The organism is Comamonas sp. 14P8.1.4 (assembly GCF_057799285.1).
This window is the reverse complement of record NZ_JBYOKN010000004.1, coordinates 125,576-150,253: the sequence shown is the minus strand read 5'-3', so window position 1 is coordinate 150,253 and position 24,678 is coordinate 125,576. Positions and strand designations below refer to the sequence as shown.

The window sequence follows — 24,678 nt, the reverse complement described above, 5'->3', positions numbered from 1 at the left end:
GCCCATGACCGAGATTGCGCAGCCGTCTGCAGACACCGCACCGCCAACGCCCCGCCAGCTGCTGGTGCCCGCTTTGACGGCCATGGTGCAAGACCTGGCCCAGATGCTGCCGCCGGCCAACGCCGTGCAGGCCATGCAGGCGCGGCAACTGTTGCAGCAGATGGCCAGCGCCGTGCAGGTGCTGGAGCTGCGCAGCCTGGGTCAGCTCATGCAGGCCATGCTGCCGCCCCTGCAGGCGTATACGGGCACCGGCTCAGCCCCGGCCGATAAAACCGGCGAGCTGCTGCAACTGGCCGCACGGGATGCACAGGCCTTTTTACAGGCGCTGGCCAGCCACAGCGCCCCATCGCCACAAGACCTGTTCCCAAGCTACCGCACGCTGACCAAGCTCAACGGCAAAGACACCGCCCACCCGGCCGACCTGTGGGATGCCCCCTGGTCCGCGCCCACGCTGGCCGCCCCATCCGGCATCACGGCCACGCCCCCCAGCACCGAGCTGCGCACCCAGCTGGACCAGCACGTGCTGGCCCTGCTGCAAACCGGCAACCCCACGTTCTGCACCACCTTGCAGCAGCTCAGCCTGGGCCTGGCAGCCCACGCCGCCGATGCCACCACCTGGCAGCTGGCTGCTGCCTGGCTGGAGGCCATCGAATACGGTTTGCTGGAGGTGGACCTTTACGCCAAGCGCCTGGCCTCACGCCTGCTGGCGCACTACGCCAGCGTGGCCAAAGGCGAAGAAACGCCTGCCACCCACCTGGTGCGCGACCTGCTGTTTTTCTGTGCGCAGGCCACCGAGGCCGCTGCGCAGCGCAAGCAAAGCCTGCCCGGCTTGCTCGCCGCCATCCACCAGCACTGCCACCCTGCGGCTGGCGCCGTGGATGCCGCGTCGGCCGACACCGGCTTTGTGCTGGACACCCCAGCGCTGGCGCCTGCCTTGCCAGAGTTTCAGTCAGCGCCCGAAATTCGCCCCGCCGAAACCCTGGTCAACGGCCTGGCCAACACGGCCCAGATCGAGCCAGATCTGGAGTTCTTGCAGGCGGCCGAAACCTTGTCGCAGCAGCTGGCAGCCGGGCTGTCGGCCTGGCTGAGTGACGCACAGGCCACACCACCCAGCGCCACCGCCGAACATGCGGGCGAGCTATCGCGCTTGGCCTGGGCCTCGGGTTGTACCGAAATTGCCACCCTCACCCACCTGCTGCAGCGCTGCCTGCTGCGCATGCCCGCTGATTCCAGCGAAGCCCAGCGCCAGACCTGCCTGCACGCGGGGGAAGAAATTCACCGCCTGCTGCACCAGTTTGCCGCCGGGTTCATGCGCCGCGCGCACCCGCAGGTCATGGATGCGCTGCACCAGCTGTACGCGCAGCTGCCAGAGCCCGCCGCACCCACCCCGGCACCAGCGCCGGTCGAAACCGCCGCTGCACCCGATGACCGGATTGTTCTGGACTGGGGAACGGATGACGCCGATGAAGCAGCCTTGGCCGCTGCCGCCGAGCCACTGCCCGCCTCACCCGCGCCAGTGCTGGACGCCATGCATTTCTCCGTGTTTGAAGAAGAAATGCTCTCCCTGTGGCCCAAGCTGCAAAGCGCGCTCAAACAATGGATCAAAGTGCCACAGGCGCAAGAGGCACGCCAAATCTTGCTGCGTTGCCTGCACACCCTCAAAGGCAGCGCGCGCTTGGCCGGGGCCATGCCCTGGGCCAGCCAGGTGCACGCCCTGGAAGGCCTGGCGCTGGAAGTGCCATGCACCGATGGCCCGCGTGGCCCCGCATCGCTGCCCCAACCGCTGGAAGCCTTGCGCATCGCCTTTGTGGCCTTGCAACAAGAAATGGCCGATCGCCATCCGGAGCGCCAGCCCGGCCGTTTGAACCTCAGCCCGCTGGAAGCCGTGGCCCGCCACACGCAAGCCCTGTGGAACAGCCAGGACAACGGCCAGCAAGCGCTGACCGCCAGCCAGCTGTCGATGAACGAAATTGCCAGCTGCCTGCACAAGCTGCGCAACCAGATTCAGGACTGCGCGGCCTGGGCCGACACCCTCATGCTGCACGGCGATGTCGATCTGCCCTATGAATGGCACGAAGAGCTGCATGCCCTGGTGCACGCACTCAACGACTGCACCGATGACCTGGGCACCGCCCAGCAACAGCTGCAACAGGGCATGGGTGATGCCCAGCAGGCGCTGCACACCCAGGCCGAGCATTTGCGCGCTCTGCAGCACACCTTGTTGTACACGCGCCTGCTGCCGCTGACCCACATTCAAGAGCGCTTGAACGCCTGCGTGCAACTGGCCGCGCAAGACACGGGCAAAACCGTCGACATGTTCTGGCAAGGCGCTGAAACCGTGATGGAGCGCAGCGTGCAGGAAGCGCTGACCCCGGCACTGGAACACCTGCTGCGCAACTGCGTGGCGCACGGCATTGAAGCGCCTGCCCAGCGCAAAGCCAGCAAAAAGGCCAGCACCGGAAAAGTATTGATGCGCCTGCACACGGCTGGGCACCAGCAGGTTCTCAGTCTGTTTGACGATGGTGCCGGACTGGGCACTGCAGCCATCCGCCAAAAAGCACTGGCCCTGGGCCTGATCGCCGCCGATGAGCCGGTGGACCATGCCCGCGCGGCCGAGCTGATCTTGCACCCCGGCCTGAGCACAGCCAACGCCGTCACGGAGCTGGCCGGACGCGGCATGGGCATGGATGTGGTGGCCGACACCGTGGCCAGCCTGGGCGGCAAGCTGCACATCACCAGCAACCCGGGCAAGGGCTGCCGCTTTGACATCACTCTGCCCGCGCCCCCGCAGGTCGAGCAGGTGCTGGCCCTGCGCGCAGGCAACTGGCGCGTGGCCATTCCAGCGCGCAGCCTGGAGACGGTGCGTCGCATTCCAGCGGCCATGGCCGAGCAAGCCCTGACCCAGGGCGTGCTGCAGGACAAAGCCGCAGCCCCCCTGCCCATTTACTGGGCCGGTGCCGTCTGGCAACAATCCGCCCGCAGCCTGGAGCCGCCGCTGGACGGCCAGCGCAGCCTGCTGATCGTGCGCGGTGACACCGCACGCTGGGGCTTGATCGTGGACGAAGTGCTGGGCACCCAGGAGGTGACCTTGCAAGCCCCGGCCGATCTGGAGGTGCCCATTCCCGGCTTGCTGGGCACCGCCGCCCAGCCATCCGGCCACGTGCTGCAGGTGTATGAGCCGACTGCCGTGCTGGCGGCCCATGAAACCCGCATGCTCGACCAGCATGCTGCGCACACCCTGGAGACACCCGCGCAGCACGAGCCTGAGCGCCCCTTGGTCTTGCTGGCCGATGACTCCATGAGCGTGCGCCGCCTGGCGCAGCACCTGCTGCAAGCCAATGGCTACCGTGTGGCCACGGCCGCCGATGGGCTGGAGGCCTTGCAACTGCTGGAAGAAGGCCATGCACCCGCCCTGCTGATTGCCGACGTGGAAATGCCGGACATGGACGGCATGGAGCTGCTGCGCCGCGTGCGTGCCGATCAGCGCTGGCAACAACTGCCCGTCGTCATGCTGACCGCGCACGCAGCAGGCCCGATCAGCCAAAAAGCCATTGGCATGGGTGCCCAGGCGTTTTTGACCAAACCGTATTCACCCCAGGAATTGCTGGCACAGGTGCGCCGCTACGCCACCATTGCCCAGCCACTGTGAGACAAATGCTCACACCTGGCTCCGCCAGGCGCATGCACCACCCTGGTGCTTACACGCTGCCATCGCCTCAAAATTGACAGCAAGCAATTCAAGCCCCGTCTTGTGTTGCACCTTGATACCTTGGCTGCCACGCCAATGCGAAAAGCGCTTACAGGCTGTGTAAGAGTTGGAAACTAAATTAGCAAAAAAAGGTTAAGCATGTAATTTTATGTACTGCTTGCCTGCATCAGCCCCAGCACCACCACGTCGTGCTGCGGTGACATTTGCCAACACAAGGGTAGCGAGAGCAGCATGCGCAATAACCAACCGGTGACCAGCCACGAATACGTGATGGACGACAACGCGACGTTGATGTCCACCACCGATCCCACCAGCCGTATCAGCTATGCCAATGCGGCATTCGTTGAGGCCAGTGGCTACACCACCGAGGAGCTGCGCAGCCAGCCCCACAATATCGTGCGCCACCCCGATATGCCGCCCGAGGCCTTCGCTGACATGTGGGCCACGCTCAAAAATGGCGAGCCCTGGAGCGCACTGGTCAAAAACCGCTGCGCCAACGGCGACTTCTACTGGGTGCGCGCCAATGCAGTGCCCATCGTGCGTAACGGCGCCGTCAAAGGCTATATGTCGGTGCGCACCAAGCCGCAGCGTGAAGAAATACAAGCCGCCTCTGATCTGTATGCCGCCATGCGTGCTGGGGCCGTCAAGGGCAAGCGCATTTACAAAGGCATTGTGGTGCGCAGCGGCCTGGGCAAAATTTTCTCCATGCGCCAGCTCATGTCCGTGCGCGCACGTGTGCGGCTGAACATGCTGGGGCTGTGGCTGGTGGCCATGCTGGGTGTGCTGGCCCTGCAGGGCTTCAACCCTGCAGGCTGGGCCATGTCTGGACTGCTGACCCTGATTTTTGCGGCTGGCTGCCTGATGCTGGAAGCCCAGTTTGCTCGCCCGATTGAACGCCTGCGCCAGCAGGCCCTGGATGTGGCCACGGGCAACAACCGCTCCGCGTTGATGGTGGATCGTGTCGATGAGATCGGCATGACCATGCGCACCATCAGCCAGCTGGGGTTGATGTTCCGCTGGTTGATTGACGACGTCAGCCAGCAAGTGCTGAGCGTGCGCTCCGCGGTCGAAGAGATTGCCAAGGGCAACCTGGATTTGAGCGAGCGCACCGAGCGCTCGGCCGCCAATGTGCAGCAAACTGCCTCGTTCATGGAGCAGATGACCAGCACGGTGGAAAACAACGCGGGCACCTCGGCCCAAGCCACCGAGCTGGCGCAGCAGTCCTCGGCCACCGCAGACCACGGCGGTCAGGCCATGCACAAGGTGTCGGCAGTCATGTCAGAGATTTCCGCCAGCTCCAACCGCATGAGCGACATCATCGGCACCATCGACTCCATCGCCTTCCAGACGAACATCCTGGCGCTGAACGCCGCCGTCGAAGCCGCCCGCGCCGGTGAGCAGGGCCGTGGCTTTGCCGTGGTGGCCTCCGAAGTGCGCTCGCTGGCCCAGCGCAGCGCTACGGCAGCCAAAGAGATCAAGGTGCTGATTGGCACCTGTGTCGACAAGGTGCAAAGCGGCACGGCCCTGGTGGCCAGCACGCAGGCAGAGATTGAGGCCATCGTCCACCAGGTGCAACAGGTCTCGGCGCTGATCACCGACATCAGTGCCGCCACCCGCGAGCAGCGCGATGGCATTCTGGAAGCCAGCCAATCGGTGGGGCAGATGGATTCCATCACCCAGCAAAACGCTGCGCTGGTCGAGCAAAGCGCCGCCGCCGCGCAAAGCCTGGAGAGCCAAACCCAACGCCTGGTTGAAGCTGTCGGCGTATTCAGCTAAGTCACAACAATCACAGCCTCAATAGCTGCCAACGCTTGCCAGACAAGCGCTGGCAGCTATTTTTTTAGGTGTATTCCAAGCACCCATCCGCTGAGCAGCACCAGCCGCTGTCACCAGGGTTGCAGCACTGCCCCACACAACGGACAAAATTGTCCGATAATTCGCCACCATGTCCACACCCAGCAAACGCCCTGATGCCTCCACCCGCCGTGCCCAGCTGCTGGATGCGGCGGATGCGGTGTTCACCGCCCATGGTGTGCATGCCCCGCTGGAGCTGGTGGTGGAACACGCGGGTGTAGGGCGTGCCACGCTGTACCGCCAGTTCCCGGATCGCCACAGCATCCTGCTTGCGTTGATGGACCGCTCTGTGCAGCGCATGCAAGCCCAGGCACTGGCGCTGCACGATGCCCCGGACGCTTTTTTCTCCCTGCTGGAATACCTGGCCCAGCGCATCGTGCAATCGCCTGCACTGTCCGACTACTGGCGCACCAGCGGCCTGCAAGACGAGCGCTTTGCCCCCGCACGCCAGCGCGTGGCCGAAATTTTCCTGCCCGCTCTGGAACGTGCCCAGGCACACGGACTGGTGCGCGCCGACTTCCAGGTGCGCGATATCCCTTTGCTGTCCGGCATGCTCGGCGCGGCTTTGCGCGGCAGCTCTGATGGGGAGCGTCTGCGCCTGGCCCAGCAAGCACTGATTCTGATCCGCCGCGGCCTGCAGCCTGAGGCTTGAACCCTCCCCCATCGTGACCCCACCACCCACCATTTACCTGCGTCGCCCCCCAGATTGGGAAGAGCACGAAAAACCGGCCCTGCCTGGCTCACCGGCCATGCCGCACCACCCGCCAATCGAGCGCCTGTGCTATGCGCTGGTGGCGCTGCTGGTTGGCATCACCGGCGGTTTGGGCAATGCGCTGTTTACGGCCAATTTGCCCACCATCCAGGGGCAGATGGGCTTGACGACGCTGGAGGCCGCCTGGCTCACCGGCGCTTTCGTCACCTTCAACGTGACGGCCAATTTGTTGGTCTACAAATTCCGCCAGCAATACGGCATGCGCCTGTTCACGGAAATCAGCCTGGGCCTGTATGCCTTGCTGTGCGTGCTGCACCTGTTCTTGGGCAGTGTCGACACGCTGCTGTGGTTGCGCGGCGCCAGCGGTCTGGCTGCAGCGGCCTGCACCTCTTTGGGTACGCTGTACATGCTGCAGGCGCTGCCGCGCACCTATGTACTCAAGATGCTGGTGCTGGGCGTAGGTATCAGCCAGCTGGCCACGCCCCTGGCGTGGCTGCTCTCGCCCAGCTTGCTCATGCACGGGCAGTGGCACAACCTCTACATGCTGGAGGCCGGGCTGGCGCTGCTGTCCTTTGCCGCGGTGGTGCTGCTCAAGCTACCCGCCGGGGTGCACATTCAGGCTTTTGAGCGGCGCGACTTCCTCAGCATGGCACTGCTGATTCCCGGTGTCGGCCTGCTGGTGGCCGTGCTGGTGCAAGGCACCACGCGCTGGTGGCTGGATGCGCCTGAGCTGGCGTGGCTGCTGGTGGGCGCGATAGGCCTGCTCAGCGCTGGCCTGTACCTGGAGCACCACCGCCCACACCCCATGTTCCGTACGCGCTGGTTCACACAGGGGGCCACCATCCGCTTTCTGCTGGGCGCCATCGTGCTGCGTTTTCTGACGGCCGAGCAAAGCTATGGCGTCGTGGGCCTGATGCGCACCCTGGGCATGGCGCCCGAGCAGATGCAGTCGCTGTTCGCCGTCATTTTGCTGGGCACCATCGTCGGCATGCTGCTGTCCGCCGCCACGTTTGGGCTGCAGACCGTAGGCCCGCAGCTGCTGGCAGCCCTGGTGCTGCTGGGCGTGGGCACCTACATGGACTTTGACCGCACGAGCCTCGACCGTCCGCAGGACTTTTTCATCAGCCAGTTTCTGATGGCCATGGGCTCGGGCATCTTCATGGGGCCACTGATGCTGGTGGGCATTGCCCAGGGCATCAAAAATGGTGCGCACTTCATGCTGACCGCCATTTTGACCATCTCCATCACCCAGTCGCTGGGCGGGCTGATGGGCTCAGCCCTGCTGGGCACCTACCAGTCCGTGCGCGAAAAAACCTACTCGGCGGCCATGGTCGAGCAGCTCAACCCAGCCAACCCGCAGGTGGCACAGCGCCTGCAGATCCTACAGCAATCGCTGGCCAGCACCATCACCGACCCCGTGCAGCGCACGGCCCAGGCCACCGCCCAGCTGGTGCAAACCGTGCGCCGCGAGGCCAATGTGCGCGCTTACAACGATGTGTTCCACCTGGTGGCCTATGTGGCGCTGGCCTACCTGGTGTGGTCGTTGCTGCTGCTGGGGCAAACCAAGATCGCCGCAGCCAAAGCCGCGCGCCAGCAGGCCAACAACTCACATGAAGTGGGCACTGACGCGGCCATGGAAGCCGAGGCGGAGCCACCGCCCACCACAGCTGCCACCGCTGCGCCTGCCCGCTAAACCATCCCTCGGGTTGCCCCTTCACCACCGCTCACTTTGCCACACCTGCATTGCTATGAATGCCACCGCTTCTACCCCTGCCGCAGCCCCCCAGGCTGCAGCCCACGCCCCTTCGGCAACGCCTTCGCCCACCCCCAAGAAAGAGCGCCCTTCGCTGCGCAGCGCCCTGATTGCCGTGGTGATTGCGCTCATCGGCATGGTGCTGGTGCTGCGCGCCTGGCATGTGGGTCCGTTCCAGACGACGGGTATTTCCACCGACAACGCCTATGTGCGCGGCCAGGTCACGGTGCTGGCGCCGCAGGTGAACGGCTATGTGACCGAAGTCCTGGTCAAAGACTTTGAGCACGTGGCTGCCGGCCAGCCCCTGGTCACCATCGACAGCCGCAGCTATGCAGCCGCCCTGGCCCAGGCACAGGCCCAGCTGGCCAGCGCACAGGCACAGCTGAGCAACTCGGCCCAGTCCCAGTCGCAGAACCAGGCCACGCTCAAAGCCAAGCACGCCAGCCTGGCTGCCGCCCATGCAGAAACCGAACGCGCCGCCGCCGAGCTGCAGCGCATGCAAACGCTGGCCAACCAAGGGGCTGTGGCACTGAACGACCGTGACCGTGTGCGCGCCACCGCGCGGCTGGCGCAGTCGAACACCGACAAGGCCCAGGCCGATATCGCCATCACCCAGGAAGCCATCAAGGCCACCGACGTCAACCGCGGTGCGCTGGAGGCCGCCGTACAAATGGCCCAGGCCCAGCTGCGCCAAGCCGAAATCAATCTGGAGAACACCACCGTGCGTGCCCCGGCCGATGGACAGGTCAGCGAAGCCAGCGTGCGCCAGGGCCAGTACGTCAGCGCGGGCAGCCAGCTGCTGTATGTCGTGCCCCACGCCATGTGGGTGATTGCCAACTTCAAGGAAACCCAGACCGCCCAGGTGCGCATTGGCCAGCCCGCCCTCTTCAGCGTAGATGCACTCGACGGTGCGCAGCTGCACGGCAAGGTGCTGGAGATTGCCCCCGCCACGGGCTCGGAGTTCACCGTCCTCAAGGGCGACAACGCCACGGGCAACTTCACCAAAGTGGTCCAGCGCCTGCCTATCAAGATCGCCATCAACGAGGGACAGGCACTGGCACAGCGCCTGCGCCCCGGCATGTCGGTGATTGCCCACATCGACACGGCCAACGCCAACGCGCCCGCCGCCAGCGGTGGCTAAAGCCTGGCACAGCCCTTGGTGCAGCGCATCACTTCACAAAAAAGAGAGCTGATAGCGCAGACACTGCAAGGGTTATCGGCCAATTTCATATAAAAAAACCGCCCTTCGGCGGTTTTTTGTTTTACACATGCCCGGCCAGCAGCGGGTACAGCGACAGCAGCAGCAGCCCCGCCATGGCCCAGTTGAAGGTCTGCAGCGCGCGCGGGGACTGCAGCCAGCGGCCAATCACCGTGCCAAACAGCGTCCACACGCTGATGCAGGGGTAGTTCACCAGCAGCATGACGATGGTGCCCAGCAGCAAGCTGGCCCAGTAACTGGTCGGACTGGTGTAAGCGGCCACCACCCCCACCGACATCAACCAGGCTTTGGGGTTGACCCACTGGAACGCTGCCGCCTGCCAAAAGCCAAAGGGCCGAGCTTTCGCATCGGCTTGCCCGGCTTGGCCGGAGGTGGCGATCTTCCAGGCCAGCCAGATCAGGTAGGCCGCACCCAGGTACTGCAGCACCGTGTACATCTGTGGCAACTGCTCAAACACCGCGCCCAGGCCTGCACCCACCAGAAACAGCATCAGCGCACAGCCCACCGTAATACCCAGCATGTGCGGCACGCTGCGCTGGTAGCCGAAGTTGGCCCCCGATGCCGTGAGCATCACATTGTTGGGGCCGGGCGTGATGGAGCTGACCACAATAAAGGTGGTCAGCGGCAACAAGGTGGGGTGGGCAGCCAGGGCAGACACTTCCAGCGGCAGATTCATAAGAGGCTCCGGGTATTCAGTGCTTGCATCTTAGAAGCGTTAAACAGTACAGTACCAATACGGTTTAACAAGTCAATTCACCTACTGTATGGATCAAACCACCCCCACAGTTGGCAGTAATGCCCTGGGCTGGCAACCCCAGCGAGCGCCCGGTATGCCGCCGCTGGGCGACCAGCTGGTGCAGCACTGCCTGCAGCTGCTGCACAGCCACAGCCTGCGCGCGGGCACGCGCATGCCCTCGGTGCGCCAGCTGGCCGACAGCGCCGCTGTCAGCCGCGATACCGTGGTGCAGGCCTACGACCGCCTGGTGGCCCAAGGGGCTTTGCATTCGCGCCCAGGTGCTGGATTTTTTGTGAGCGCACAGCGCTTATCCAGCAAGGGCTACAGCGCAAAAACACCTGAAACACTGAGCCTGGCACCGGATGCAGCCTTTGACACACCGTTTTTGCTGCGCAGCATTTTTCGCCAGCACGATGGCGTGCGCTTTGACGGCAGCACCGGCATGCTGCCCGCGAGCTGGATGGACCACGACATGCTCAACGCCGCCGTACGCAGCGTGGGCCGCAGCGCCGGCATGCAGCTGCTCAGCTACGGTGCGCCCCAGGGCTATGCGCCGCTGCGCCAGCAACTGGCCGCCTACCTGATGACGCAGGGCCTGGCCATCGACCCGGAGCAAGAGCTGATGACCGTCACCGGCGTCACGCAGGGCATGGATCTGGTGCTGCGCAGCATGCTGCGCCCAGGCGATACCGTGCTGGTGGAAGACCCGGCTTGGTTTCTGGTGTTTGGCCTGCTGCGCTCACTGGGCGTGCAGGTGCTGCCCGTGCCGCGCCTGCGTGACGGTCCGGATCTGCAGGTGCTGGAGCAGCTGGCGCAGACACACCGGCCCAAGCTGTTCATCATCAACTCGGTCGTGCACAACCCGACGGGGTCGGGCCTGTCGCTACCCGTGGCCTATGACGTGCTGCGCCTGGCCGAGCAGCACAATTTTTTGCTGCTGGAAGACGACACCTATGCCGATTTTGTGGCCCAACCTACGCGGCTGGCCACGCTGGACCGACTGCGCCGGGTGATCCTGATTGGCGGCTTTTCCAAAACCCTGGCGGGCAGCCTGCGCGTGGGCTATATCGCAGCGGCGCCCGAGCGCATTCAGGCGCTGACCGACACCAAGCTGCTCAGCGGCCTGACCAGCCCCGAGCTGGGTGAGCGGGTGGTGCACCGCATTTTGGTGGAGGGCCAGTACCGCAAACACGTGCTGCGCCTGCGCGAGCGGCTGGACGATACGCGCCAGCGCTGCCTGCAACTGTTGGAGCACATCGGCCTGGTGGTGCACCAGGAGCCGCTGGCCGGCATGTTTGTCTGGGTGGATGCCGGGCAAGACACCGAAGCCCTGGCGCGCCGCGTGGCTGCGCAAGGGGTGCTGCTGGCACCGGGGGTGCTGTTTTCGGCGAACCAGCAGGCCTCTACCATGCTGCGCCTTCCCGTAGCGCTGGCTGACGATGTGAGCAGTCTGCAAACGCTGCAAGCCCTACTGTAGCGCGCAGGGCGGCGATCAGCGGTCTTTTGTGGAATGGCGCAGGTGGTAGACCACCATGGTCTGGGCCAGCAGCAAAGCCAGATAGCCGCACACTTCGACCAGCTCTTCCAGCACCATCACCTGGGTGCCATACCAGGTCTCCAAGCGAAAGAAGCCGTGTCCTTCAGCGTTGGTGGAGATCACCATGCACGCCACAAATTGCGCCAGGGCCAGCACGGGCAAGGCCCTGCCACGCACCAGCGGCACCAGCAGCTGGCTCCAGACCTTGTAACGCACCCACCAGTACGCCGCCAGCACGGCCATGGCGCCCACTACATACGGCACAGCCGGGCGGTACCACAGGTATTTGGAACTCCAGGTGGGGCCCCACTGCGTCATGCCGTGGGCAGGCATGAAGGCTGCGCCCCAACCTACTTCACGGCCAAAGAAAGCCAGCCAGAACAGCGCTGAAATCGCCAGCAGCGCCTTGTGGCTGGGCATGCGCAGCTGGCGTGCCGCAGCCAGAGCGGCCCAGCAACCGCCCAGCAAGATGAAGTTCTGCGCGCTCTCCAGCGGGCCGTTCTCCCACGATGACCATTGCGGCATCACCGTGGTCAGCCAAAACGATGCGCACACACCCAAAAAAATCAACCCGTTCCAAAGCATGAAACTGGGTGTGGAGTCAGAAGCGGAAGAAGCGGTTGCTACAGAATTTTCGGTCATACAAAACGATCGGAATGCCACCCCTGCCTGACCTGGGTGGGCAGACATATCCATGCGGTGCATGCTGGCCCTGCAAGGGCCTGCCGGTATGCCACGCTGTGCGGCACACGCTGGGACTGAGGGAGGGATTAGCCGTAAATTTTAGTTAAAAACCGCCCAGTCGGTATTTAACCTAGATTAAAGCAACGCTTTCTGGCTGGTACACCTGCTGCCTGCAGGGCACTGTACTCCCCACGCCTTGCCCTTGCCCCAACGGGGGCTGCCCGCAGTTTGGGGAGCACTGCGTGCGCAGCAGCCGACTGTCTGCTCCGCCCATCGCACACCGTCACATGCGCTGTGTGGGCATGCCTGCACACTTCTGACCGCATGCGCTGCCCTCAGTCGCCAATGCGCCTGTCCGCACGGCAGACTGTCTCTAGCATGCGGCTTCCTACGTGATCTTCGTGCTTGCATGACCGCCATTACCAGCCAGACCCACAGCATCCCCACGCCCCGTGGCGCATTGTTTGCACAAACCTGGAGCCCCGATCTCAGCCAAGGTGCGCCGATTGTGATGCTGCACGATTCACTGGGCTGCGTGACGCTGTGGCGTGACTTTCCCGCCCAGCTGGCTGAAGCGACCGGACGTACCGTGGTGGCCTATGACCGCCTGGGATTTGGCCAGTCAGCTCCCCACCCCGGCGCCTTGCCGCTGAGCTTTGTGGCCGACGAAGCGCACCAAGGCCTGGCCGCTGTGCTGCAGTATTTTGATCTGCAGCGTTTTGTGGCACTGGGTCACAGCGTGGGGGGCGGCATGGCGGTGTGTAGCGCCGCCGCATACGGCCCAGCCTGCGAGGAGCTGATCACGATCGCTGCACAAGCGCTGGTGGAAGCGCACACCGTCGCGGGCATCAGCGATGCCCAGCAGCAGTTTGCACAACCCGGCGCCATGGAGCGCCTGGCCAAATACCACGCCGACAAGGCCGAATGGGTGCTGCATGCCTGGACGGACACCTGGCTGTCCGAGCCGTTTGCGCACTGGACGCTGGACCCCTTCCTGCCGCAGGTGCACTGCCCTGTGCTGGTGATTCATGGTGCGCTCGATGAATATGGTTCTGCGCAGCACCCGCAGACCATTGCCCGCATGGTGCAAGGCCCTGCCACCTTGCAAATCCTACCGGGCTGCGGCCACATGCCGCACAAGGAACAAACACCGCTGTGCCTGGCGCTGATCACCGCGCACCTGGCCCGTTGATGGCCGAATCATTGCAATGAAATTGGCTGCTAGTCATTATCCATCAAGCGCTAGCAGCTCTCTTTTTTATTTAACCCGTTGGACTGCCGCCGCCATTGGCGGGCGCTGCGCCGTGCCCTCACTGGCTGACCAGCATGACCTTGTTCAGATCCACCCCCATGGCCTGGGCTTTTTGCAACAGCCGGTAGATCTCGTCCTGTGCCATCTGCGGTTTGCGCGAGAGCAGCCAGAAGTCATCCGTGCTTTGACCAATCACCAGGGCAACCTGGTAGTCCGGATCCAGGCTGACCACGTTGTACCCCCCGTAAAAGGGGCCGAAGAACGACACTTTCAGCGCCGCCACGCTGGAGTCGCTGAGAAAACGGGCCTTGCCTTGGCTCTCTTTCCACACACCTTTTTCGGGATCAAAACCGCGGTTCAGCACCTGCAGCATGCCGTTGGGCTGGATGGTGTAGCGAGCACTGGTACGCACCAAGCCTTTCTCAAACCACTGCTCAATGCGCGCAATCTCATACCAGGTCCCTGCGTAACGGGCCACGTCAAAGCCTGTGACTGGCTGGATATGGGACGGTACGGACACTGCACACCCCGCCACCAGAGCCAGGGCCGCGGTAGTAGCCACCGTTTTCAGCAGTACCTGACGGCGCGATGGCATGAACGCAACACGGGCGGAGATCAAAGACTGCATGCACCCTCCTTGCACCACAGGCATGTATCAAAATGCAATCAGGCTAAAGATGTAACAAGACACCGTGCAGCGCCACAAGCCCTGTTCTCGTGTCAGCCAATGACTGACACCAACGCCATTTCAGGAAAATAATATATTTTTTAACCTAGGAAAAACACAACTCCACTCTAAATAAATCCGATTTCGCCTTAAAAACAAAATAAATCGTGCATTAATTGAACTTTTCTCGACCACTGCGCACTAGAGATTAGAGTGAGCACCTTGCTGTGCCCTTTCTTGGTTCACGCTATCTATGACTGCCTCTACCCCCACCACTGCCCCTCGCCCCCCAGCCGACACGCCGGTGCTGCGCCGCACGCGCGGCCCCAGCCCCCAGAAAACCGAGCTAACGCGCAAGGAAATTCTGCAAGCGGCACTGGAGGAGTTCACCGAGGTGGGCTTTGCCCAGGCCACCATGGACAAGATCGCCAAGCGCGCGCATTTGGCCAAAGGCACGCTGTACCTGCATTTCGAGAGCAAAGAGGCTTTGCTGCAAGCGGCCCTGCAGGCGACCAGCTTCTTCTCTCTGGTCTCGTCCATGCAGGCCCCTCGCTTGCCCGATGAGTCCATGCGCAGCTACATCACACGCCTGGCGGTGTCCCCGATGCGGCAATTTCGGACCTCCGGGCGTGCAGCGCTGGCGCGCTTCATCCTGGGCGAAGCCAACAGCCGCCCCGCCTTGGCGCAGCTGTATATCCAATCTGTGTTCAACCCTTGGCACGACCACTTTGCAGCCCTCTTTCAGATGGCCATTGATGAAGGCGAGCTGGCAGGCATCACCCCCCAGGCCGCCTCCAAACTGCTCGGCGCGCCGTTCTGGATTCTGTTGCTGGAAGATGCCGTGCGTGCACCTGATGCACCAGACGACGACCATGCCAGCGACCTGACCATGGCACAGATTCAGGCCATCTTCAGCCAAACCGGAGCGCGCTAAACCGCTTCAGCCACGCCCCCTTCTTCCTACAGCCATGCGACATGCACCAGTCATGTCGCATGGTTTTTTTTCGTCTGCCCATTAATTTTCACAAATTCATGAAATTTCTAAAAACAAAAATTTAGGGCCTTTAGAGATAAAAGCACTAAAAATGACCAATTAGTACAATTCATGCACAAGAACTTTACCAATGGGTTTTAACCATGAAAAAGGTTCTGGTGTATGCCCGCAACCTGCACTGGTGGCCGGGCCTTTGTCTCTGAAAGATCGTTTATGTCTACAACAAACACACCAGCCACCAAGTGTGGCTGGCTGCCAGTCGCGTATGGTGTTGTCCTCGCGCTGGTTGGCCTGGCGCTGCTGCTGGGCGGTCTCCGCCTGGTCACGCTGGGTGGCTCTTGGTACTACCTGATTGTCGGTCTGCTGACCGTGGTCTCCGGCGCATTGCTCTTCAAGCGCAACCCCAACGGCGGTTTGCTGTACTTGGTGGTGGTGATTGGTACCGTGATCTGGTCGCTGGCAGAAGTTGGCACCTCGTTCTGGGGCCTGGTGCCTCGCCTGGCACCTGTGCTGGTGCTGGGCTGCCTGGCTGCACTGTGCACCCGCGTGCTGTCCAACAAGCAAAACAAAATCGCCTTGCCTGCAGCTGCCGTACAAGCTGTGGTGGTGGTTGTGGGTGCTGCTTCGGTCTTCACACCGCATGGCACCGTGGAAAACACGGCCAAGCTGGGCCAAACCCCAGTGCGTGATGTGCAAGCGGTGGGCGATGCGCAAAGCGCTGACAACCAGTGGCTGCAATACGGCCGTAACGACGACAGCGGCCGCTTTGCGCCGCTGGACCAGATCAACAAGGACAACGTCAATCAGCTGGAAGTGGCCTGGACGTTCCGCACTGGCTCCAAGACCGGCGGCAACTACGAAGACCAGAACACCCCCATCCAAGTGGGTGACAGCCTGTACATCTGCACGCCTGAAAACCGTGTGATGGCGCTGGATGCCGAAACCGGTGAAAAGCGCTGGGAGTGGAACCCCAACGTCAAGGAAGCCTCTTTCTGGAACCGCTGCCGCGGCGTGGGCTATTACGAAATGCCCCAGGAGATGAAGTCTGCCGATGGCAAGTGTGATGCCCGCATCATCACCACCACCAAAGATGCCAAGCTCTGGGCGCTGGACGCCAAGACCGGTGAGGTCTGCCAGAACTTTGGCAAGCAAGGCTCGACCGACCTGTCCGAAGGCATGGGTCCTTACGAAGAGCATTTCTACATGCCCACTTCGCAACCTTTCGTCGTGGGTGACCGTGTAGTCATCGGCGGCTGGGTGTGGGACAGCCAGCGCACCGACGAGCCCTCGGGCGTGGTTCGTGCATTTGACCTGAAGACCGGCGCCATCGACTGGGCCTGGGATCTGGCCAACCCCGCCATTACCAAACTGCCTGCCGAAGGTGAAACCTACACCAAGGGCACACCCAACTGGTGGTCGTCCGGCGCGTATGACGCCAAGCTCAACCTGATCTACCTGCCGCTGGGCAACGGTACGCCTGACTTCTGGGGCGGCCACCGCACCAAGGAGACGGACGAACACTCCAGCGCCATGGTGGCCCTGCATGCAGACACCGGCAAGCTGGCCTGGAAGTTCCAAGCCATCCACAACGACACCTGGGACTACGACATCGGTACCCCCCCCACTTTGGTGGATCTGCCTGACGGCAAGGGTGGTGAAACACCTGCACTGGTCGTAGCCACCAAGACCCACCAGTTGTTCATGCTGGACCGCCGCGATGGCAAGCCAGTGACGCAAGTGGAAGAGCAGCCCGTCTCGCAAGAGATCCTGGAAGGCGACCGTGTCTCCCCCACACAGCCTTTCTCTGTGGGCATGCCTCAGCTGGCCAAGACCAAGCTGGAAGAGTCCGACATGTGGGGCGCCACCATGTTTGACCAGCTGTACTGCCGCATCAAGTTCAAGCAGCTGCGCAACGAAGGTGCTTTCACCAAGATGACCGACAAGCCCACGCTGATCTGGCCGGGTTATTACGGCGGTTTCAACTGGGGCGGTATGGCCGTGGACAAGCAGCACAACCTGCTGATCGTCAACGACATGAAGATGCCGCAAATCGGCTGGCTGATGCCCCAGGACAAGTTCGAAGAAGCCAAGACCATCGCCAAGGGCATGGGCAAGGGCGCAGGCGTTCCCCAGCAAAAGGGCACTCCTTATGTAGCCATCCGTGGCCCCTTCAACTCGCCGCTGGACATTCCTTGCCACGCACCTTCGTGGGGTAACCTCACGGCCATCGACCTGACGACCAAGAAGATTGCCTGGCAAGTCCCAATGGGTACTGTCGAAGACAGCGTGCTGCACGGCGTTCGCGCTTCGCTGCCCGTGCCAATCGGCATGCCTTCGCTGTCCGGTCCTATTGCCACTTCCGGCAATCTGATCTTCCACGTGGGCACACAGGACTACTACATCCGCGCCTACGACACCTTGACCGGTAAGGAAGTGTGGAAGGATCGCCTGCCCGTGGGTGCGCAAGCTACACCCATGACCTATCTGTCGCCCAAGTCGGGCCGCCAGATGGTGGTGACCGTGGCCGGTGGTGCCCGCATGACTGCAGACCGTGGCGACTACATCATTGCCTACGCACTGCCTAAGAAATAATTTTCAGCACCACTGGCATGAGCCAGCGCGATGAAGATGACTGAGACAAGCCGCCCCGCGCAAGCCGGGCGGCTTTTTTACGCCGGTTGACAGCGGCTTCTACACATGCCCCCTGCATGCTCTAACCCCACAGCAATGCCACGCGACACATGGATTCCCCCAACGTGCTCAGTGCCAGCGGGCGCACCACGGCATAAGCGGCCTCGGTGCTTGCGCGTGGCTGCGGTGTCTCCAAAGGGTGCGACTGTGCATCGCACAAACTCCAGACCTCCAGGTTTTGCAGCGATGTAGCACGTGCGCGCACCACCGCTTTTTCGCCGTTGGCCAACAGCACCACGCTGCCAGGGGGAAACATCGTCAATGCCTTGATCACTTTGGGCACCCACACAGCGTCGTAGGCGGCATCGCGTGCCGCATGCAGCACCTTCATCGCCTCATGCGGCAACTTGGCCTCACGATTGGCGCGCGGTGTCACCATGGCCGCATAGGAATCTGCAATGGCCAGCAGCTTGGCGCCAGGCGCAATATCAGCGTCTCGCAAGCCCTGCGGATAGCCAGAGCCGTCGCTGCGCTCTTGGTGCTGACGCACCACCTGCAGCCACAGCGCATCACTCACCCCCATCTGCGTCAGCAAGGCTGCTGCATGGTCTGGGTGATGCTGCACCATCATGGCTTGCTCGCCGGTCAGCGGTGTGGTTTGCCGGTCCAGGGTGGACTGAATCTCGATCAGCCCCATATCGCGCGTCAATGCCGCACACACCCACGCCGTGCGGGTCGCAGCGTCGACCTGCGCTTCACTGGCGACAATCTCCGTCACCGCCGCAGCCAAAAGCTGCTGCACCACCAAATAAGGGTGCTGCCGATTGGTGTGCAGTGCGGCCAGCAAAGCATCGGCATCTTGCGCGCACGCGTGCTCAATCACATGTGCCATGCCCAGCACCAGCATGCGCATTTCGCTGCGCAGATGGCCAGCATGCACGTCCGCGTGCAGCCGCTCTAGACTGTTTGCCAGCCGTGTGGCGCGCGCAAACACCGGCTCCTGCACGGTTTCCGCACTGGGCGGCTCGGCCAACACTGCGGTCACGCTTTCATCTTGGGGGTCTTGCTGCCCCTCTTCCACCCGCACATAGGCACCCCGGGCCAGCAAAGAGTCAATGTGCCTGGGCAGGCTCAGCACATAGCCTTCGCGCAGCAGCAAGTTGCCCTGCTCGTCATACAGCGTCCATGGCAGGGGTTCGTGGAGGACCAGTTCTTTGGGGTGGATCAGCCGCATAGTTCTTCGCAACGCTTGTCTCAAGGGCCACACAAGCCGTGCCTTACAGCTTGATATGACTCAAAACTAGCACGGCCGCTGCCGCTTGCCTATCCGCAGCACAGTGGCACCCCGCGCAGTGCCCACCACCATGCGCTCGCCCGATGCCAGCAGTTAGCACGCAAAGCACGCAGTTAATAACAACAATTGCTTACATTTGATGCAGGACTGCATTCACGCCGCCACCACGCCTGCCTCGGCGCACGCACCGACTGTCAGATTTTTGAAAGAAACCCAACTACGCCGCAGCGGCTCGCGCACTTAGCTGGACGTATCCACGGGCTTGGCACCGCGCGGTGCAGAAGGAATACCGCGTGCCACACGTGCGTTGTAGACCGTCAGGCGTGCGACGCCCAATTGCGCAGCCACTTGCGCATCAGAGGCCGTGCCCAGCAGCGCGACGGCATCGGCCGTCCAGACCAGCGCACCGCCTTGCTTTTGCGTCAGCGAGGCAATCCCCTGCGCCTGGCGCTTGGCCACCACACTGGCCTTGCTCATGCCCCAGCGCGCAGCCAGCTCGGCATCGCTGTCCGTCCCCAGGGCCGCCAACATCTCGGGGGTCCATTGCACCAGGCCAAACGCCGGTATACCCAGCGCATTGCGCTTGAGGTTCACCGTCTTGGCAGATGTGCCCCAGCGCTCGGCCAGGACGGCATCTTTTTCCTGACCCAGTTGGGCCAGCATGTCGTCCGTCCAGTGCAAGGCGGCTTTGCCCATGAATTGCCTCGTGAAATGCGTGTGAGTTTATGAACAAAAACAGCCGCCAGCGCTTGCTACACCTGCGCAAGCAGCTCTCTTTTTAATTAATGGGTGTGTCCCCAGTAAATCAGCGCATCACGCCCTTCAACCGACAACGACACGGGCGCACCCACGGGCAGCAGCACCTTGGTGGCCACATGGCCATAAGGCAGCCCTTGCAGCACCGGGATGCTCAGCTGTGTGCGCAACCAATCGATCACGCTTTGCAGCTTGTAACCCTTGTCGTGCGGGGTGAGTTTGAACTCCGTGAACTGGCCGAACACAATCGCTTTTTGCTTGGCCAGCACACCCGCGTGCAGCAGCTGGGTGAGCATGCGCTCGATTTTGTAGGGGTGCTCGCCCACGTCCTCCAGGAACAGGATGCCGCCTTCCACCTGCGGGAAGTACGGGGTGCCCAGCAGCGACACCAGCACAGCCAGGTTGCTGCCCCACAGCGTGGCACCGCCTTCGACATAAAAGTCGTCGGGCACCGCACCGGCGGGCTGCTTGGGCATGCGCCAACCCGCACCTTCACCGTGGCAGTAGATCAGGTCTTCAAAGCAGTCGAGCATGATGTCGTCCACTTCGTCCTTTTGACCAAAATCCGCGATCAATGCGGGGCCTGCCCAGCTGATGGCGCCGGTTTGCGCCAACAACGCATTTTGGAATGCAGTGAAATCGCTCAAACCCACAAAGTGCGTACCCTGCTGCACCGCCTTGGCCACGGCCTGGTAGTTGATGCCGGGCAGGATGCGCGAGAGCCCATAGCCCCCGCGGCTGATCAGCGCCACATCCGCGCCGCTGGCGGCGGCACGTTCAATCGACGCAATACGCGTCGCATCGTCGCCCGCAAAACGCAGGTGGCTGCTCAGGGCATCGCTGTCAATTTCTACGTGATGGCCCATCGCTTCGAGGCGTTTGACCGCACGCTTGAATGCTGCTTTGTCACGCACCGCGCCAGAGGGTGAATACACATAGATGTGCTTGGGGCCAACGCTGTGCTCATGGCCGCAGCAGCCGTCATGGTGCTCATGATCGTGGCCGCAGTGCGCATCATGGGCATGGGCATGGGCGTGCCCCGTGTCATGGGTGTGGGCCTGGTGTGCATGCCCGTGGTCATGCTGGCAGCATTCGTGCGCGCCGCAGCCGTGTGCATGCGTGTCGTGATCATGGTCGTGAGCGTGCTCAGACCCAGCAGAGGTTGTTTTCTTGGAAGTCGCCACAGCGTGTCATGCAACCGCTGGGCCGCATGCTCCGTAGATGAGAGAGAAATTCTGTCGGCTAGGGCCCTGTGGCCCTGGCTGTTGCCCCAAAGTATTCCATAGCCTGCGTCGCACTGGTGGCGGCTTGCGCTGGAACCATAGGGTGCATGAGGGTCTGTTGCAGCACCTGGGGGTGTTGCGCCAGTACAGGCAACGCCTGCTGCCAGGCGGCTGCCCATGCGGCCTGCGGCATCAGGGCATTGCTTGCACTGCGCGTAATCCAGCACTTGCCCTGCGCCAGCCATGGCAGCACCACATCCTGGGGCACAGCAGGCCATTGCGCCTGCACCCTGGGCCAGGCTTTGAGCGCAGCACGATGGCCAGGTTTTTCAAAAGGAATAGCTAGTGGCGCAATCCCAGCCTGCCCATAAGACCAAAAACCTGCTTGAACCATGGCGTGCTCGACTTCCCACGAGGGTTTGTTGGCCGCCGATTGCAGCCACCGCGCCAGTGTCTGGGGCGGTGCGGCATGGGGCCAGGCGTCAATCAACCAAGCCCCCACCCAACGCGTTGGTGCCGCCTGCGCCACGGCCAGCCCCAGCCGGGCACCATCGCCCTCACCCACCAGCACCACATGGCGCAAATCCAGCGCCTGCACCAGATCCACCACGGTCTGAATGTGCCCCGCCGCCGTGTGCGCCTTGTCCCGTTTGGGCTGGTCACTGCGGCCAAAACCGGGCAAATCGGGTACGACCACGCGGTGGCCCGCTGCCAGCCAGCACGCCACCAGATGGCGAAATGCATAGCCCCAGCTGGCCGCGCCGTGCAGGCACAGCCAGGTCAGCGGTGCCTGCTGCGGGCCTTCGTCCACCACCGCCATGCGCAGCCCCTCCAGGGCGGCCAAGTCACTGCGCCACTGCGGGGCATACGGCCAGTCGGGCAAATTCGCGAAAGCGCTGTTGGGCTGACGCAGTGCCGTGTCTTTGAGCGGGTGATTGGCCAATGCCACCGCCCGGTTGGCCGCACGGCGCTGCTGGAAAAATGCGGCCAGCACCGCCGCGCATTCTTCGGCCAATACGCCGCGCACCACCTCGGTCTGGTGGTTGATCTGCGCATAGCCAAAGACATTGAGCACCGAGCCCGCGGCCCCCGTTTTGGGCTCGGCTGCGCCGTAGACCACGGTATCCACACGCGCATGCAGCATGGCGCCGCTGCACATGGTGCACGGCTCCAGCGTCACGTACAGGGTGCAGCCGTCCAGGCGGTAATTACCCAGCTTGCGTGCCGCCGCACGCAGCGCCAGCACCTCGGCATGGGCGGTCGGGTCCTGGCCAGCCAGCGGGGCATTGCAGCCCTCGCCCACCACCTGCCCGTCTTTGACCACCACCGCGCCCACGGGCACTTCGCCAGCGGCAGCGGCTTGCTGCGCCAGCAACAGGGCGTGGCGCATCCAGTGGGCGTGATCGGGTGTCCGTGTGGTCATGGGCAAGGATTATCAATGCCCCTGGGCAGATTCACCCGCGCATGCGCAAACCTGTACAGACTGGGATAATCCGCCCCCTATGTCTTTGCTGCCCCACCAACTCGAACTCTTATCCCCCGCCCGCAACGCCGATATCGGCATCGAGGCGGTGAACCACGGTGCGGACGCCGTCTACATCGGTGGCCCCGGCTTTGGTGCACGCGCCACGGCGGGCAATGAGATCCGTGACTTGGAGCGCCTCGTCCAACACGCGCACCGCTTTAACAGCCGCATCTTCATCACGCTCAACACCATCTTGCGCGACGATGAACTCGAAGGTGCCCGCAAGATGGCCTGGGACATGTACAACATCGGCGCCGATGCGCTGATCATCCAAGACATGGGCCTGCTGGAGCTGGACCTGCCGCCCATCCAGTTGCATGCCTCCACCCAAAACGACATTCGCACCCCCGAGAAAGCCAAGTTCCTGCAAGACGCAGGCCTTTCCCAGATCGTGCTGGCGCGCGAGCTGGACTTGAAGCAGATCAAGGCCGTGCACAACGTGCTAGATCCGCACACCACCATTGAATACTTCATCCACGGCGCGCTGTGCGTGGCGTATTCGGGCCAGTGCTTCATCACGCACGCCCACACCGGGCGCAGCGCCAACCGGGGTGACTGCAACCAGGCTTGCCGCCTGCCCTATGAGGTGATGGACGACAAGGGCCGCATCATTGCGCACGAAAAGCATGTACTGTCGATGAAGGACAACAACCAGACCGACAACATGCGCGCGCTGGTGGATGCGGGCGTGCGCAGCTTCAAGATTGAAGGCCGCTACAAAGACATGGCGTACGTGAAGAACATCACGGCGCACTACCGCAAGATCCTGGACGAGATCATTGAAGAGCGCGAGTTCTCCGAGATGCCGCTGGCACGCTCGTCCTCCGGCGCGACCACCTTCACCTTCAACCCCGACCCCGACCAGAACTTCAACCGCGAGTTCACCGACTACTTTGTCAATGGCCGCCAAGACGACATCGGCGCCTTCGACACACCCAAAACGCCGGGGCGTGCTGTGGGCTGGGTCACGCAAGTGGGCGACAAGTGGTTTGAGTTCGAGAGCAACGACAAAGCCGCCATCTTCAACAACGGCGACGGCCTGTGCTACTACGACCTGCAAAAGGAACTGGTGGGCCTGCACATCAACCGCGCCGAGTGCGTGAATGCCAAAAAAGGCATCTGGCGCATGTTCCCGAAAGACCCGATTGCGGGCTTTAAGGACTTGCGCAAGGGCCTGGAAGTCAACCGCAACCGTGACATGAACTGGGTGCGCATGCTGGACAAAAAGTCCAGTGACCGCCGCATCGGCCTGTGGGCCGAGTTCAAGGACACCGCCAACGGCTTTGCGCTCACGCTGACCGATGAAGACGGCTTTGTGGGCAGCGCCACGATCGCGCAAGCACACCAGGCAGCCACCGATGCATCGAAGGCCGAAGCCACACTGCGTGAACAGCTGGGCCGCTTTGGCGCGTCGATTTTTGCAGTCAACGACATCAGTCTAAGCGTGAGCCAGCCGTGGTTTTTGCCAGCCTCAACCCTGAACCAGCTGCGCCGCGATGCACTGGAGGCTTTGGAGTCCGCCCGCGCCAGCGGCTTTACGCGCCTGCCGCGCGCCAAGCCCGTGGAGCCACCCGCTCCGTTCCCCGAAGACACGCTGAGCTATCTGGCCAACGTCTACAACCAAAAAGCGCACGACTTCTACATGAAGCATGGTGTGAAGGTGATCGACGCGGCGTACGAAAGCAAGGAAGAGCTGGGCGAAGTCAGTCTGATGATCACCAAGCACTGCGTGCGCTTCTCGATGAGCCTGTGCCCCAAACAGGCCAAGGGTGTGATTGGCGTGAAGGGCACCATCAAGGCAGAGCCGCTGCAACTGATCAACGGCAAGGAAAAGCTCACCCTGCGCTTTGACTGCAAGCCCTGCGAAATGCATGTGGTGGGCAAGATGAAGCAGTCGGTGCTGAACCAGCATGCCAAGGAGATGAAAGAGTTCCCCATGCAGTTCTACCGCACGCGCCCTGCCCCCCAGGTCAAAGCGTAAGCCTCGCTTCAGCGCCTCGTCACAGTTGGTGACACATCAGGCACACAAGCGTGCCGTTCGTCGTTAGGATTCCGGCGCTGCACTTTGACTAAAAATCAGGTGCAACGCCCAGCCAACAAGGCGTCTTTGCTCTCAATTTGCAAAGACTGCT

General features: G+C 62.7%; 18 protein-coding genes. 11 read left to right on the top strand and 7 right to left on the bottom strand.

Features of this window, described 5'->3' with window-relative positions; translation table 11 throughout:
* The first annotated feature begins 4 nt into the window (after positions 1–4).
* The 5 genes from AC27VO_RS09925 to AC27VO_RS09905 all read left to right on the top strand — a co-directional run bounded on the left by AC27VO_RS09925 (position 5) and on the right by AC27VO_RS09905 (position 9,169).
* On the top strand, positions 5–3,649 hold the full coding sequence (locus tag AC27VO_RS09925; RefSeq protein WP_488666548.1) for a hybrid sensor histidine kinase/response regulator: 3,645 nt from the start codon (positions 5–7) through the stop codon (positions 3,647–3,649).
* Between the two features lie 291 nt (positions 3,650–3,940).
* On the top strand, positions 3,941–5,485 hold the full coding sequence (locus AC27VO_RS09920; protein ID WP_488666547.1) for a methyl-accepting chemotaxis protein: 1,545 nt from the start codon (positions 3,941–3,943) through the stop codon (positions 5,483–5,485).
* 169 nt (positions 5,486–5,654) lie between these two features.
* On the top strand, positions 5,655–6,215 hold the full coding sequence (locus tag AC27VO_RS09915) for a TetR/AcrR family transcriptional regulator (RefSeq protein WP_488666546.1): 561 nt from the start codon (positions 5,655–5,657) through the stop codon (positions 6,213–6,215).
* 13 nt (positions 6,216–6,228) lie between these two features.
* Complete coding sequence (locus AC27VO_RS09910) at positions 6,229–7,968, top strand: MFS transporter (RefSeq protein ID WP_488666545.1); 1,740 nt, start codon at positions 6,229–6,231, stop codon at positions 7,966–7,968.
* A 55-nt stretch (positions 7,969–8,023) separates the two neighbouring features.
* Positions 8,024–9,169, top strand: coding sequence for an HlyD family secretion protein (locus AC27VO_RS09905; RefSeq protein ID WP_488666544.1), 1,146 nt, complete (start codon positions 8,024–8,026; stop codon positions 9,167–9,169).
* A gap of 121 nt (positions 9,170–9,290) precedes the next feature.
* Here the strand turns inward: AC27VO_RS09905 and AC27VO_RS09900 are convergent, their stop codons facing one another.
* Positions 9,291–9,923, bottom strand: coding sequence for a LysE family translocator (locus AC27VO_RS09900; protein WP_488666543.1), 633 nt, complete (start codon positions 9,921–9,923; stop codon positions 9,291–9,293).
* An 88-nt stretch (positions 9,924–10,011) separates the two neighbouring features.
* Between AC27VO_RS09900 and AC27VO_RS09895 the strand changes: the two genes are divergently transcribed.
* Positions 10,012–11,460, top strand: coding sequence for an aminotransferase-like domain-containing protein (locus AC27VO_RS09895; RefSeq protein WP_488666542.1), 1,449 nt, complete (start codon positions 10,012–10,014; stop codon positions 11,458–11,460).
* A gap of 15 nt (positions 11,461–11,475) precedes the next feature.
* Here AC27VO_RS09895 and AC27VO_RS09890 read toward each other — a convergent pair whose 3' ends face one another.
* Entirely contained in the window at positions 11,476–12,162 is a 687-nt protein-coding gene (locus tag AC27VO_RS09890) for a hypothetical protein (protein ID WP_488666541.1), read from the bottom strand.
* A 451-nt stretch (positions 12,163–12,613) separates the two neighbouring features.
* Here AC27VO_RS09890 and AC27VO_RS09885 point away from each other — a divergent pair, with 451 nt between their 5' ends.
* The gene (locus AC27VO_RS09885) at positions 12,614–13,396 is read left to right on the top strand and encodes an alpha/beta fold hydrolase (RefSeq protein WP_488666540.1); all 783 of its coding nucleotides are present in this window, start codon (positions 12,614–12,616) and stop codon (positions 13,394–13,396) included.
* Between the two features lie 118 nt (positions 13,397–13,514).
* Here AC27VO_RS09885 and AC27VO_RS09880 read toward each other — a convergent pair whose 3' ends face one another.
* Entirely contained in the window at positions 13,515–14,084 is a 570-nt protein-coding gene (locus AC27VO_RS09880) for a lipocalin family protein (protein WP_488666539.1), read from the bottom strand.
* A 292-nt stretch (positions 14,085–14,376) separates the two neighbouring features.
* Here AC27VO_RS09880 and AC27VO_RS09875 point away from each other — a divergent pair, with 292 nt between their 5' ends.
* Together AC27VO_RS09875 and AC27VO_RS09870 are read left to right on the top strand one after the other, a co-directional pair.
* The gene (locus tag AC27VO_RS09875) at positions 14,377–15,057 is read left to right on the top strand and encodes a TetR/AcrR family transcriptional regulator (protein WP_488666538.1); all 681 of its coding nucleotides are present in this window, start codon (positions 14,377–14,379) and stop codon (positions 15,055–15,057) included.
* Between the two features lie 273 nt (positions 15,058–15,330).
* The gene (locus AC27VO_RS09870; RefSeq protein WP_488666537.1) at positions 15,331–17,709 is read left to right on the top strand and encodes a membrane-bound PQQ-dependent dehydrogenase, glucose/quinate/shikimate family; all 2,379 of its coding nucleotides are present in this window, start codon (positions 15,331–15,333) and stop codon (positions 17,707–17,709) included.
* Between the two features lie 121 nt (positions 17,710–17,830).
* Here the strand turns inward: AC27VO_RS09870 and AC27VO_RS09865 are convergent, their stop codons facing one another.
* The 3 genes from AC27VO_RS09865 to AC27VO_RS09855 form a co-directional block, all read right to left on the bottom strand.
* Complete coding sequence (locus AC27VO_RS09865) at positions 17,831–18,982, bottom strand: HD-GYP domain-containing protein (RefSeq protein WP_488666536.1); 1,152 nt, start codon at positions 18,980–18,982, stop codon at positions 17,831–17,833.
* A gap of 300 nt (positions 18,983–19,282) precedes the next feature.
* Positions 19,283–19,738, bottom strand: coding sequence for a hypothetical protein (locus AC27VO_RS09860; protein ID WP_488666535.1), 456 nt, complete (start codon positions 19,736–19,738; stop codon positions 19,283–19,285).
* Between the two features lie 86 nt (positions 19,739–19,824).
* Positions 19,825–20,739, bottom strand: coding sequence for an LD-carboxypeptidase (locus AC27VO_RS09855; protein WP_488666618.1), 915 nt, complete (start codon positions 20,737–20,739; stop codon positions 19,825–19,827).
* A gap of 24 nt (positions 20,740–20,763) precedes the next feature.
* Here AC27VO_RS09855 and AC27VO_RS09850 point away from each other — a divergent pair, with 24 nt between their 5' ends.
* Positions 20,764–21,084 carry a hypothetical protein gene (locus AC27VO_RS09850; RefSeq protein ID WP_488666622.1) on the top strand — a complete coding sequence of 107 codons (321 nt, stop codon included), beginning with the start codon at positions 20,764–20,766 and terminating at the stop codon, positions 21,082–21,084.
* Here AC27VO_RS09850 and tadA read toward each other — a convergent pair.
* Positions 21,041–22,444 (bottom strand): tRNA adenosine(34) deaminase TadA, encoded by a 1,404-nt coding sequence (tadA, locus tag AC27VO_RS09845; RefSeq protein WP_488666534.1) that lies wholly within the window; start codon positions 22,442–22,444, stop codon positions 21,041–21,043. The two genes, AC27VO_RS09850 and tadA, sit on opposite strands and share 44 nt — an antisense overlap.
* Before the next feature lie 79 nt (positions 22,445–22,523).
* Here tadA and AC27VO_RS09840 point away from each other — a divergent pair, with 79 nt between their 5' ends.
* Complete coding sequence (locus tag AC27VO_RS09840) at positions 22,524–24,527, top strand: peptidase U32 family protein (protein ID WP_488666533.1); 2,004 nt, start codon at positions 22,524–22,526, stop codon at positions 24,525–24,527.
* Positions 24,528–24,678: the final 151 nt, after the last annotated feature.